The sequence below is a fragment of the Streptomyces sp. NPDC058195 genome, assembly GCF_042883525.1.
Lineage (GTDB): Bacteria > Actinomycetota > Actinomycetes > Streptomycetales > Streptomycetaceae > Streptomyces.
Map to the genome: position 1 here is coordinate 11,615 of NZ_JBHVVM010000022.1, position 13,045 is coordinate 24,659.

Annotated in this window: 9 protein-coding genes; 7 read left to right on the forward strand and 2 right to left on the reverse strand. The window is 71.7% G+C overall.

Annotation, left to right across the window (positions count from 1 at the left end; all coding sequences use genetic code 11):
* Positions 1-199 precede the first annotated feature (199 nt).
* On the forward strand, positions 200-2,788 hold the full coding sequence (locus ACFVWY_RS24970; RefSeq protein ID WP_389876411.1) for an SdrD B-like domain-containing protein: 2,589 nt from the start codon (positions 200-202) through the stop codon (positions 2,786-2,788).
* A 168-nt stretch (positions 2,789-2,956) separates the two neighbouring features.
* Positions 2,957-3,730: a hypothetical protein gene (locus tag ACFVWY_RS24975; RefSeq protein WP_389876414.1), complete on the forward strand. Its 774-nt coding sequence runs from the start codon at positions 2,957-2,959 to the stop codon at positions 3,728-3,730.
* A 108-nt stretch (positions 3,731-3,838) separates the two neighbouring features.
* Here the strand turns inward: ACFVWY_RS24975 and ACFVWY_RS24980 are convergent, their stop codons facing one another.
* Positions 3,839-5,179, reverse strand: a complete 1,341-nt coding sequence (locus tag ACFVWY_RS24980; protein WP_389876416.1) for a nitrous oxide reductase family maturation protein NosD — start codon at positions 5,177-5,179, stop codon at positions 3,839-3,841.
* A 57-nt stretch (positions 5,180-5,236) separates the two neighbouring features.
* Between ACFVWY_RS24980 and ACFVWY_RS24985 the strand changes: the two genes are divergently transcribed.
* The 3 genes from ACFVWY_RS24985 (at position 5,237) to ACFVWY_RS24995 (ending at position 10,021) form a co-directional block, all read left to right on the forward strand.
* Positions 5,237-6,448 (forward strand): Dyp-type peroxidase, encoded by a 1,212-nt coding sequence (locus tag ACFVWY_RS24985; protein WP_389876419.1) that lies wholly within the window; start codon positions 5,237-5,239, stop codon positions 6,446-6,448.
* Between the two features lie 175 nt (positions 6,449-6,623).
* Positions 6,624-7,361: a YoaK family protein gene (locus tag ACFVWY_RS24990; protein ID WP_389876422.1), complete on the forward strand. Its 738-nt coding sequence runs from the start codon at positions 6,624-6,626 to the stop codon at positions 7,359-7,361.
* 512 nt (positions 7,362-7,873) lie between these two features.
* Positions 7,874-10,021 carry an NACHT domain-containing protein gene (locus ACFVWY_RS24995; protein WP_389876424.1) on the forward strand — a complete coding sequence of 716 codons (2,148 nt, stop codon included), beginning with the start codon at positions 7,874-7,876 and terminating at the stop codon, positions 10,019-10,021.
* Here the strand turns inward: ACFVWY_RS24995 and ACFVWY_RS25000 are convergent.
* On the reverse strand, positions 9,984-10,736 hold the full coding sequence (locus ACFVWY_RS25000; protein ID WP_389876426.1) for a class I SAM-dependent methyltransferase: 753 nt from the start codon (positions 10,734-10,736) through the stop codon (positions 9,984-9,986). The two genes, ACFVWY_RS24995 and ACFVWY_RS25000, sit on opposite strands and share 38 nt — an antisense overlap.
* A 535-nt stretch (positions 10,737-11,271) precedes the next feature.
* Here ACFVWY_RS25000 and ACFVWY_RS25005 point away from each other — a divergent pair.
* Together ACFVWY_RS25005 and ACFVWY_RS25010 are read left to right on the forward strand one after the other, a co-directional pair.
* Complete coding sequence (locus ACFVWY_RS25005) at positions 11,272-12,312, forward strand: GNAT family N-acetyltransferase (protein WP_389876428.1); 1,041 nt, start codon at positions 11,272-11,274, stop codon at positions 12,310-12,312.
* Positions 12,313-12,397: 85 nt separating this feature from the next.
* Entirely contained in the window at positions 12,398-13,012 is a 615-nt protein-coding gene (locus tag ACFVWY_RS25010) for an NUDIX domain-containing protein (RefSeq protein ID WP_389876567.1), read from the forward strand.
* Positions 13,013-13,045 lie beyond the last annotated feature (33 nt).

Here is a 13,045-nt window from a genome sequence, read left to right on the forward strand (position 1 = left end):
TAGCCCTTCTTAAATCTTAGCCCTTTATATTATTTATACCACCCCACCGGCTATGGGTCCCGCGCCCGCGCGGCTGGGGCGGCGGCGGCCCCGCCCCGCCCCCCCCACCGCCGGCTGTCTGGCCGTGCTCGCCTTGGGTATCGGTAGCGGCTCGTTAGCCGTGGCGCCCGCGGCGCACTCACAGACCGAGGCCGGTTCCGTGACGGTCCGGGTGATCCGGGCCGTCGACAACGGCGGAGTGTGGACACCCGCGCTGGAACCCGGCCTCGCGGGCGTCAAGGTGATCCTCAGCGATGACGCCGGGACCGGCGTCGAAGGGGTCACGGCGGCCGACGGCACCGTGACGCTGACTCCGGCGGCGGGCGGCTCCGCCAGCGGTAAGTACCGGGTCCAGGTGGTGAATCCGAAGCCGGGTGTACTGTTCCCGGCCTTCGCCTCGCGCCAGGGGCTGGAGGGCGCTCCCCACCAGCTGAGCAGTAATGAGGAGTTCGTCGACCTGTCCGGCCAGAAGAACGTCGCGTACACCACGGGTCTGTGGAGTCCGGCCGACTACTGCCAGAAGAACGCCCCACTGGTGACGACGTGTCAGCCCACCACGCGGGAGGGCGGGACTCAGCGCACCCTGGTCTCCTTCCCGTACGACGCGCGCGGCCAGGACGGCGTCGACGTCAACGTCACGGACGTCGCCACCAACGCCGAGACCGGCACCCTGTTCGGCATCGCGTGGAACAAGGCCGACAAGCGGGTGTTCTCCTCGGCGCTGGCCAAACGCACCACGGACTACGGTCCGGGCGGCGCGGGAGGCATCTACGTGACCGACCGCGCGCAGAAGAAGACCACCTTGTTCACCGTCGTCCCGGAGGCGGGGACGACACCGCACGGCCAGGGCACTGACGACGCCTTCCTCACCGCACCCGGCAAGGAGAGCCTGGGCGGCATCAAGATCACCGATGACGGCAGGCACCTCTTCGTCGTCAATCTCAACAACCGCAAGCTCTACCGCTATGACGCCACGGCGGCCACCGCGGTGGCGCCCAAGGCCGCCACCGCCATCCCCGACCCGGGCTGCCCGGCGGCGGAGGACTGGCGCCCGTTCGGCCTCGGCCTGCATGACGGCGTCGGTTACGTCGGCGGCGTGTGCTCCGGCGAGTCCACCGGCAAGCTCACGGACCTGCGTGCGGTGGTCATGCCCTTCGACCTCGGCACCGGAGCGTTCCGGAGGCCGGTGCTCGACCAGCCGCTCGACTACCCGCGTCAGTCCACGGTCGGCAGTGGCCCGTGCGACGGTGCGGGCTGGTTCCCGTGGACGGGTACCTACCCGGACGCGCAGAACGGCCGCCCGTGCGGCAACTCCACCATCGCCAACCCCGAACCGCAGGTGGGCGAGATCGACTTCGAGTCGGACGGCTCGATGCTGCTGGCCTTCCGCGACCGCTTCGGCGACCGCGCTCCGGCCGGCCCCACCCCCAACTCCGCCGCCGTCGTCATGTCGGGCGGTGACCTGAACAAGGCCTGCCTGGCGGACGGCATGTACGTGATGGACACCAACAACGGCTGCGGGCTCTCCCCCCGGGGCACCCGCTTCTTCGACACCAGCTGGGGCGGCCACCGCAACACGGCGTTCGCCGGCATGGCGCTCTCCAAGGTGGAGAACACCATCGCGACCTCCGCCTTCGACCCCAACCACACCGCGCTCGGGTACGGCACGTCGTTCCTCCAGCGCGACGGCACGCAGGACCCGAAGTTCGGCCTGCGTCTCAACCCGCCCGGCGCCGTGGCCCCGTTCGGCAAGGGCGCCTCGATGGGAGACCTGGAGGTGCTCTGCGACCAGGCCCCGCTCCAGATCGGCAACCGGGTCTGGTACGACCCCGAGCGCACGGGCCTCCAGAAGCCGGGCCAGCGCCCGGTGGTGGGCGCGACCGTCCATCTGTACGACGCGTCGGGCAAGCTCGTGGGGACGACCGAGACGACAGCGCGTGGCGAGTACTACTTCGACGACTCGAACGTCACCGGTGGCCTCAGGCCGAAGACCAAATACACCATCCGCCTCGACGAACCCGCCGACTACGCCAAGGGCGGCCCGCTCCACCAGTGGGTGCCGACGGAGCCGGATGTCGGTGACAACCACTTCATCGACTCCAAGGGCATCGTCCCGCGCGGCGCCCGCTTCCCGGAACGGGCGCTGACCACCGGCGGTCCCGGGGAGAACGACCACACCTACGACTTCGGCTTCCGGCAGCAGGAAGGCGAACTGCGCCTGATCAAGCATGACCAGGACGGCAAGGCGTTGGCTCGGGCAAAATTCCAGCTGTGGAAGGAGACGAACGGCTCCGAGGAGTTGCAGACCTCCGGGGCGAAACCGGACACGAAGGTCGGCAAGCCGTGCGTGACCGGGACCAACGGCATCTGCGGCGGCACCGGTACAGCGGGCACGTACTACTGGCAGGAAGTCAGCCCGCCCGCGGGATACGCCGCACCGGAGGTGGCCGTGTTCGGCCCCCTCGTACTGACCTCCGACAACCTCGACGACGGAGTCTCGGTGACAGCGGTCAACCGACGGATTCCCACCAAGCCCACACCGAAACCGACGGCCTCGGCACCGGGCACACCGGGTTCGCCGGGGGCTCCGGGCACACCCGGCGCACCGGGCCGCACACCCCATGCGGGTCTGGCGGCCACCGGCACGAGTCAGCTGGTGCCGCTGGCGCTGGCTGGCTGTGCCGCGCTCACGGTCCTCGGTGCGGCACTGGTCGTACTGATGCGCAGGCGAAAGGCACAGCACCGCTAGCCCTGGAAACGGGCGGCCGGCACCGGTGACCGTCCGGGCCGGCTCGGGCGGGTTCGCGGACCAGCGGTTCGCGAGCCCGCCCTCCCATGTGACCGAATGATGAGAGAGGGCGAGCGCATGGCTCGGAAGAGGAAACCCGGCGGCCGAACGCCGCGTCGGGCCCTCTGGTTGAGAACACTGATCGCGGTCACGGCGTGCGGCGCGGCAGTGGGCGGCCTGGTCGCCTACCGGTCCCGCTCCGACGACACCGCCATCGCTGAGCGGCCGGTGACGATGGATGAGGCGTCCAGACTGGCGATGTCGCGGCTGAATCTGTTCCAAGCCAGCCCCGTGGCGGTGACCCTGACCGCCACCGAGGGCGGTGGTGTGGTGGTGCGGGTCAAGGGGGTCGTGGACTACCGGAACCACCGGGCCGTGGGGAGCTACCGGGTCACCGGTTCCTCCGGCACTTCCGGGGCCACCACCGGGCAGCTCGACCACGGGCTGATCGTCTGGGACTCCGGCGGCCTCGGTCTGGCCCCCGCGCCCAAGGGCGACAACGGACCGCCCTGGCGGCAGGCCGAGCGCGTCCCTCGCTCGGGCTGGTCCGCTCGCTCCTACACGGCCGATCCCATGGACGCCGGGCTCCAGTTGCTGATCGAGCTCGGTGCCGACCGCCCCGACAACCCGCTGCTGCTCGCACAGTCCGGGGCGCGTCGGCTGGGTCGTGACCGCATCGATGGCCGCGCCTACGACCGGTTCGCCGGGCCGCGCGCCCAGGGCTCCACACCTGGTGCGGGGCCCGACGGCGGACGGTCGCCGCTGACGTACTGGGTAGACGGTGACGGGGGCCTGCGGCGGGTGACGATGCGGATGGCGGGCCTGGGTACTCCGGCCACCGTGGAGTTCCTCGGGCGCGACCGCCGGGCGAAGCTCCCCGAGGCGCCGTGGGGCACCGGCTGACCTCACCGTGCCGATGCGGGCCCCGGCATCCGCGGCAGCCGACCGTCTTCCTCGCCCCGCCCGCGGAGCGGCACGGTGGACGAGGGCCGTGAACCCCGCGGGAGGTGCTCAGTGGGTGCGCGGTAGGGCGTCCACGTCCTTCGGGAGCGGATAGGCGGCTGCGTCGATGGCCCCTGGCAGGCCGGTCGCCGGGCTGCCGGGCGCCATCGGGTCCGGCATGGACGGCTGGGCGGGCGGGGCGGAGACCTGGTTGAACGGGATGCCGGGCGGCGCCTGCACCGTCACGGTCCGGCCCGTGGGCAGTGTGCCCCGGCCTCCGCCGCCGCAGCCCGCGCGTCCTTCCAGGCCCTTCGGGCTCTGGGTGGCGGGCCGGTTGCCCGTGAAGCAGTTGCCGGGGTCGGCCGAGGCCAGCACGAGGTCGATGCCGTTGCCGGTGGTGCGGTTGCCTTCAACGCGGTTGCCGCTCGCCGGATGCCCCGGCGGGTCGGTGACGACGACTCCGGCAGCCCGGTTGCCCCGCACCAGGTTGCGCTGGACACGGTTCGCGGTCCCGCCGCCGATCCCGATCCCGATGCCGAATCCCCCGTCGGCCTGCTCGGGTGTGTCGTCGGCGTTGTTGTCCGCGACCACGTTGCCCGCGATCAGCGCGCCGTGCTGCGGGGCGAGGGCCTCCAGGTCGTTGGAGTTGACCGTGACGCCGACCCTGTTGCGGACCACACGGTTACCCAGCACCGACAGGCTGTCCGATGCGTTGGTCATTTCGATGCCGACCGCGTTGCGCTCCACGGTGTTGCCGCGGACGACGGTGGCGCAGGGCTTGCACTGGCCGACATAGATTCCGGAGTCGGCATGCCCGGAGGCGTAGGAGTCCTCGATCACACCGTCGCGTGCGTCAAAGGCGTAGATGCCGTAGAGGCCGTTGTTGTACGCCGTGACCCGCGTCGCCCGGAAGCCCCGGACGGGAGGGAAGCGGGTGGTGTCCAGCGGGTCGTAGGCGGAACCGCCCGCGCCGCGCTGCTGCAACCGCTCATCGGTGACTCCGGTGAACAGCACGCCGTTGGCGAGATAGCTGTGCACGGTGAGGTTCTCCACCACCGAGCCGGCGCCGGTCACGGTGATGCCGTTGGCCCGGCGCAGCCCGCCGTCGAAGACCACCTTGTTGCGATCCGTCCCGCGCACCACCACACGAGGCTTCGTGACGCGCACGCTCTCCCGGTACACACCGGGCCCGATCAGCACCGTCTCGCCCTCACGGGCGGTGTCCACCGCCTGCTGCACCGAGGAGAAGTCCTGCGGGACACGCAGCACGTTCCCCGCCGGATGCCGCGCGCCCTCGGGCGTCGGCTCCGTACCGGAGCATCCGGTGGCCGCCAGCGCGGCCGCGGCGACCAGCACCGTCAGACGCAGGGCCGCCCGGAACACCCCCTTCGGGGTTGCCGGACGGTTCAACAGGCGTTCCGTAGACAGGGTTTGCATGGCAGATGTTTTATCGTCTCCAATAGGCCTATGCCCACTGAACAGGGAAATGCGCAGGATCCGCCCCGGCCCGCGGCAACCGGCCTCGGACGGCGGCGCGCACTGCTCGCGGCGGGGGCGGCGCTCACGGCCGGAGCCGGTGCGGCGGCCGGCGACGTGGCGCGGAACGGCCGGACAGGTGGCCGTGCCACCACCGGCGCCCCGGCGGCGGAGACCGCGATCCCCTTCCACGGCGCCCGGCAGGCCGGTGTGACGGCTCCCCCGCAGCCGGAGACGTATCTGCTCTCCTTCGACCTTCCCCGGAAATCGGCTGCCACCGGCCGGAAGGCCCTGCGCGACGTCCTCGGCACGCTGACGGACACGCTCGCCGCCGCGGCCTCCGGTGCCCCACCCGACGCCCGGCTCCAAGGCGGTGGCACGACCCGGCTCACCTCTCTGGTAGCCATCGGCCCCGCTCTCGCCGCCCGGCTCGGACTCAACCTGCCCGCCTCATTCGGCGAGTTACCCTCGTTCCCAGGCGACCGAATCGATCCGCGCCGCAGCGGCGGCGATCTTCTGGTCCAGCTGTGCGCGGCCGACCGCTGGACGCTCACCGTCGTCTCCGAACTCGTCGGCGCGGCCGCGCACACGGCCGGGGCCGTGCTTCGCTGGACCCAGTCCGGCTTCCTGCCCCACACTCCTGCGGGCAGCACACCGCGCAACTTGTTCGGTGCCAAGGACGGCATCGCCAACCCCGGTCACGCGGCGGCCGAGCAGTGGGTCTGGGGCCCGCCCGGAGCCCACCGGGACAGTACCGTTCTCGTCTACCGCAGGATCCGCATGGACGTCACCGGCTTCGCCTCCCTCTCCGAGAGTCTGCGCGACCGGGCGATCGGCCGCCGCATCCGCGACGGTGTCGCCCTCACCGGCACCGCCGAGCATGACGAGCCGGACATCTACGCCAAGAACCCCGACGGTTCCTACGTCCTCCCCGCCACCGCCCATGTGCGGCTCGCCAACCCCCGCTTCGACGGCGGTGCCCGTATGCTCCGCCGCAGCTACAACTACGACGACGGCCCGGCCGACCGCGGCCTCCTCTTCTGTGCCTTCATGCGCGACTCCGCCCAGTTCACCCGTGTCCAGGACCGCCTGGCCGCCCGCGACGCCCTCACCCCGTTCCTCCAGCACCAGGCCTCCGCCGTGGCTTACGTCCTGCCCGGCGCGGCATCCACCGGGACGCTCGGCGACCAGCTCTGGACATGAAGCCGGCCTCACGGGGCGGACGCGGAACGAGGGCTACGCTTACTCGCTGGTTCTCGTGGTCGTCCCGGCGGTGCTGATGCTCACCGGGCCCGGCCGGTGGCCCCCGGCCTCACGCCGGGCGCCGTCGACCGGCCGGTGCGGGTCAGCGGGCCGTCGGCACAGAAAGGGCGGACCTATGCGCAGGCTGCTGAGCGACGCGGTCCACACACTCGCGCCGCCCCAAGGCGACCGCCACGGTCCGCTGCCTCCCCTCCTGCTGACACTGACCGTGGTCACCGGACTGGTCGACGCGGTCAGCTATCTGGGGCTCGGGCACGTCTTCGTCGCCAACATGACCGGCAACGTGGTGTTCCTCGGGTTTGCGCTCGTCGGCGCACCGGGCCTGTCCGCGCTCGCCTCCGTCGTCGCGCTCGTCGCGTTCCTGACAGGCGCCCTGGCGGGCGGCGCACTGGGCAGGCGGTACACCGCCCATCGCGGCAGACTGCTGAAGGCCGCCACGGCCGTGCAGACGCTCCTGTTCGTCGTTGCCGTGGTGGCCGCGTCGGTCACCGCAGGTCAGGTCACCGCCGGTGTCCAGTACACGCTGGTCGTGTCCCTGGGAGCCGCGATGGGGGTGCAGAACGCAGTCGCCCGGCGTCTTGGCGTCCCCGATCTCACCACGACCGTACTGACCCTGACGCTTACGGGGCTCGCCGCGGACTCCGCCGTCGCGGGCGGTGCGGGGCCGCGGGCGGGCCGCCGGATTCTGTCGGTTCTGGCCATGTTCCTGGGCGCTCTCGGCGGAGCCGCGCTGGTTCTGAACGGCCATCTCGTCCTCACGCTGGCGCTTTCGGCCCTGCTGCTCGCGGTGGTCTGCGTGGTGACGCATCGGCTGTCCGCGACCGGCGCGCCCTGGACCGCATCACCGTCCTGAACCGCCCCGTTGCGCTCGCCGTGCCCCGCGTGCCCGCACTCCACCACGGAGGGCCGCGGCGGGTGCCCTTCGCCCAACGCGTCCGGCTCCACCGGTGTCCGGCCGCCGGGCGCAGGGCCCCGAACGGGCCAGAGCCGCGCCACCCGACGATGTGCCGCGTCCCGGCCGGCCGTACGGTCACCGCGACCCACCACTCCCCGGCACCCCCGCCCCGCACCGGGCCGCAGTGGGGTGTCGGCGGTGGCGGTGGCGGTGGCCGCCTCCGCGGACGGAGGCGGAGCGCTCCGCGCGGTACGGGTGCACCGGTCCGCTCCGGAGCACGGGCCTCCCGGGCGGGGCGGAGCCCGGCGGTCGCCGTCAAGAACTGACCGGAATTGACGTGTCCTTGGACGTGTGCAGCGATGCCGTTCGACGCGGGACGCCCGCACGGTTAGCGTGGCGGCCCCGATTCCGCAGCGCGACAGAGGAATTCCCGTGCTCCACGCCCTTGCTCCGCACGGCGCTCCCCACCGATGAACAGCCTGCCGCGCACCGTGCGGGCGGACGGCAACCGCGCCGTGGCCGCGGGCGGCAATATCGAGGGGGATGTCTTCACCGGCGACATCACGATCGTCTCCGGCACCGGCCGCCACCCGGCCACCGTGAAGGAGAACCTCCGCATCCTCACCCAGCGGCTCCTCGCCGACCTGAGACGGGACCAGGTCCAGCAGCAGCTGCGGAGCGGTCAGCCGCTGCCCCTGCACTGCCGTGCGGCGCCCAGTGAGCTGACCGGCCCAGGAAGTGGTGTCCGGGAGATCTCGGTGGCACTGGCGGACGCCACACCGCTCGACCTGACCGGCCGGCTCGGCGCCTTCGCGGCCGTCTACCTGAAGAAGCGGCGCAGCCAGCTGATGGTGCTGGGCCGGGCCGGTTCCGGCAAGTCCGTTCTCGTCCGGCGCTTCGCGCAGGCCCGCCTGGAAGACGGCGCCTGGGCGGAGAAGGGACCAGTTCCGGTCATCTTCAGTCTGGGCTCATGGGATCCCACCGCCGTGCTCCTGAGGGACTGGCTGGTCGAGCGCCTGGAACGGGACCATCCCTTTCTCGCCAGACGGCCGCTCCATGAGGGGACCTGGGCCGCCGAACTGGTCGAGGGGGGCCACGTGCTGGCGATCCTGGACGGGTTCGACGAGCTGGCGGAGGCGTTCCACGCACCCGCGCTGCGGCAGCTCCGGGTCCACGACCTGCCGCTCCTGGTGACCAGCCGTCACGAGGCCCTCGTGGACGTCGGGCCGGGCGAAGGGCTCTTCCCCGGCATCGAACTGACAGACCTCACGCATGACGACTGTGCTGCCCGCCTCGGCTCCTCGGCCGCATGGGCACCCGTCCTGAGCCGGTTGAGCGACCATCCCGGTGACCCGGCCGCCGACCGGCTCGCTGCCGTACTGGCCACCCCCCTGATGCTCACCATGGCCGAGGCCTTCCAGGCGTCCGGCGGCGCTCCCGAGGACTTGCTGGGGCTCGCGGAGACCGGTTCCCGGGACACGGTGGAGAAGCACCTGCTCGACGCCTTCGTTCCCCGCTCGTACGACGCCATCCTCAACCTGTCGCTTCCGAAACGCCGCCGCTGGAGCGCCGAACGCGCGGGCCACTGGCTCGGCTACCTCGCCACACACCTGAAGAGCCAGAAGACGGGCACGCAGCGGTCCGACGCGCAGGACATCGAGTGGTGGCACCTGGGCACGACCATCAGGCTGTCCACGCGGATGGCCGTCTCCGGGGTCCTGTGCGGACTGGTATCCGCGGCGGCGGCCGCGCTCCTCCAGATCTTCCTGAGTGGCCCGGTACTCGTGATCGTGGCCCTCAACGCGTTGGGGAGCGGGCTGTCCTTCGGTCTCATGCACGGATTCGCCTCGAAGCTCAAGACCGCGGGCGCGTTCAAGCCGTCCCGCATGCAGATCCAGATCCGCGGCGAGTCGAGGCGCGCGCGAACCAGAAGAGTGCGGGAGTGTCTGCTTCCCAGAGTCGGCGGCGGACTGGTCGGCGGGCTGGTCTTCGGAACGGTCTTCGGCAGCGGAATCACGCTCTACGCGGTCATCGAGTTCTGTCCTTGCCGCCGCCTCTGGTTCTCGGCCGTCATGATTTTCGGGAACTGGCTCGTGGCCGGGCTCCTGATCGGGCTGGGGACCGGGTTCGTCCTCGCGCTGATGGCCTGGTTCGAGACGGATGCCAAGCCGGAGGAAACGGTCAACGCGACGGCCCTGCTGCGTACGAACCGCACCATCGTGCTCGTCCAGGCGGTGACGGCCGGGCTGGTGCTCGGGCTCGGGTACGGAACCGCCGTCACGTATTTCAACGGCTTCACCCTCGGTCTCCCCTCCGGTGCCGCGGTCGGCCTCTCGATGACGGTCGGGGTCTGCACGCTGACTGCCTGGGGCCGCTGGGTGCTCCTGGTCCGCTTCTGGCTGCCGCTGTCAGGGCGTCTCCCCTGGCGGGTGAACGCCTTCCTGGCCGAGGCCCGCGTACGCGGCGTTCTGCGCCAGGCCGGTGCGGTCTACCAGTTCCGTCACGCACGGCTGCGGGACCACCTCGCCGAGACCCACCAGCGCCGCGGGCAGCCGACGGAGCGAGACGGGCGACCGGGCACTACCGCTCGTGGCGCCGACGGGCGAGATGGACGGTGATGTCGGCAGCCATCTCGACCTTCTCGGGCAGCACCTGCCCGATCAGGCGGAACACCTGTTCCCGCTGCGGGGGCGCAAGGGTGAGATAGGCGGAGATCGTGGAGAGGTGACCGACATAGTCGCGGGGACTCATCGTCAGGCGGCGCTCGACCACGATCTGCCGGACGCCGGTGAACCACGGGGACCGCTGGAGCTCCGAACCGGGCCACTGCATGGCGTTTCCCGGGGGCGTGCCGTCCGGGGACGGGACCTCGTCGCTCTCCAGGAACGGTGCCCGCACCGCCCGCACGGCTTCCTCGACGGCCGGGTCGGCCAGGTGCAGGGGCCCGCCGAACGAGGCGAAGACGCCGCCCGGCTCCAGCAGCGCGGCCATGCGCTCCCACCTGCCGTCCGGTTCGGTCCAGTGCAACGATGCCGCCGCGTAGACCAGCCCGTACGTTTCGCCGGGTCGCAGGTCCTCGAAGGCCGCCCGCACGGCACGCACGCCCGGCGGCACGTGCCTGCGCAGTTCGGCGAGCATGGCCGCATCAGGATCGGTGGCGGTGACCGCTACCCCCCGCCGGGCGAACACCCGGGTTGCCTTGCCCGTCCCGGCACCGATTTCCAGGGCGGTCCGGACCGGCCGGTCCGCGTACGTCATCACCAGACCGGCGAGTTCCGCGGGGTACCCCGGCCGGAACCGCTCGTACGACCGTGCCACTGCTCCGAAGCTCAACGCGCGACCTGGCATACGGCGCAGCCTGCCACGAGCCGCACGGGCCACGCCTGCCCATTTCCGGGCCCCGGCCACCCTGTCGAAGGATCAAATCCCGCCAACCCGCGCGCTTCTCCCACCCCCGAAACCCTTGGTCACCGCGCCCTCCACCGGCCACGAACCGCCTTGCCCCCGGGTTTCAGAACCGGCTGAAACACAGGTGTTCGATATCCCGGCCTGATCGTTGAACCTCACGACCCTGTCGGACGACCCCCCTGCCCCAGACCGGCGGCCCCCTCGCCGAACCCCTGGGCTAAGGGCTGTCGCGTCATCCCCGGTGGATCAGCGTGCGGCGTCAGACGCGGTGCGTCGCACGGCGGAGGGACGCCCGAATACTGGATGTATCCGGGCGTTCCGACAACGCGGCGAGGTGCCGTGGCTGTCGTCGCACGCCCGCCAGGGAGCACGAGACAGCCCTTAACCCAGGCCCGCTGACCGCTTTCGTCCCTCCCGTTCCGCCGTGACCTGCGGCGGGACGGGCATCCGAGGAGGACATGTGCCCCGCTCCCGTACCGCGACCGGCTGCCGCAGCCGCCCGGCGCCCGTCGCCCACCCGCGCGTGGCCGTGCCCGAGGATGCCGAGAGCATCGTCCGGCTGCGCTCCGACTACGTCCTGTCCGAGCCCCTGAGCGAGGAGTGGATTCTGCGGTGCGCCGAGGAACTGGCGCCACGGCTCACCCACGCCGGGGACGCGCGGGCCTTCGTCATCGATGCCGGGGACGGTTCGATCGACGCGTGCGCCCTCGGACTGATCCATCCCGTACTTCCTGCCCCGGCCTACCCCAAGGGGCTGGCCGCCCGCGTGCACATCGTCGCCACGCGCCCGGACGTCCGGCGCCGCGGCCACGCACGGGCCGTGGTCTCCGCGCTCCTCGATCACCTGCGCACGGAACAGGTCACGCTGTTCGAGCTCCACTCCAGCGCGCAGGCGGCGCCGCTCTACCGTGAACTGGGCTTCGCGGGCAGTCCGGCACTGATGCGGATGACAGCCACCTCCCCGCAGCTGACCGTACCGGGCGGGCGCCCCGGCGCGACATCCACGCCGTCGGCACCGGAGCACTATGCCGAGACCGTTCCCAAGGCCACCCTCTGGGCGTGCCTCTACTTCACCGACGAGGACGAACAGCCGGTCCAGGTGCACTCCGTCTACTCCCCCGCGTACCCATGGCAGTTGGTGGGCGGCACCATGGACCACGGCGAGCATCCCTGGCAGACGGCCGTGCGGGAGTGCGCGGAGGAGACCGGGATCACGCCCGCCGGACCGCCCCGGCTTCTGGCCACGGTGTACAGCCCGCCGGGCGGCGGATGGCCGTACAGCACGATCGGCTGTGTCTTCGACGGCGGACGGCTCACCGCCGAGCAGATCCGCGGCATCACCCTCGACCCGCTGGAGCACGACGAGGTCCGCGTCCTGCCACTGGCCGAGTGGGAGGAGCTGATGCCACCCGGCGACTTCGACCGCCTCACCGCGGTGGCCGAGGCGCGCCGCACCGGTGTGACGGCGTACGTCGACTCCTGGGAGTGGGGGACCAGTTGAGCATCCTCCTGAGGTCCGGCCCGACGTCGCCCCGCGTCCCGAAGTCCTGCGGCTGCCGGGCACCACGGAGGACCACACCGTGACCATGTGGGTCCTCGCGCCACGGCGGTGGGAGGACCTCATGGCCCGGCACGGTCTCACCGTGGAGGAGGTCACGGCGATCGACTCCCCCGAGCCGGACGACCAGGTCTCCTACCGGCTGTACACGGTCCGGCGCCCGCAGCGCGTACCGAGCCGCCCACGCGGCAGCGGACCACCTCCGCCGAGCACCGCCCTGGGGGTCGGCGTGATCGTGCACGGTCCGCACGGCGTCCTGCTCGGCCGGCACCAGCGCCGCACGTGGGAGCTGGCCGGAGGGACCGTCGAGCCGGGCGAGACCTTCGCCCAGGCCGCGGTGCGCGAACTCCACGAGGAAGCGGGACTGGTGGCCGATCCGGGCGACGCACTGGAGCTGGGCACGCTCCTGGACCGGGTGGGCGACCTCGTGCGGGTGACCGTACCCGTCCTGGTCACCCGCTGGTCGGGCATCCCGCGGCGACGTGAGGAAGTCATCGGCTCCTGGCGGTTCTGGCCGCTCACCGCACTGCCCCAGCCGTTGTTCGTGCCCAGCGCCCAGTGCCTCGCTGCCTGGGACCGGTCCCTCCCGATCGACCACCCGCCCGTCCACTTCCGGCCCTACGCGAGGCCCGGCCAAACCTAGGGGCTGTCCCGGGACCACCGGTCGTCGGTGCGG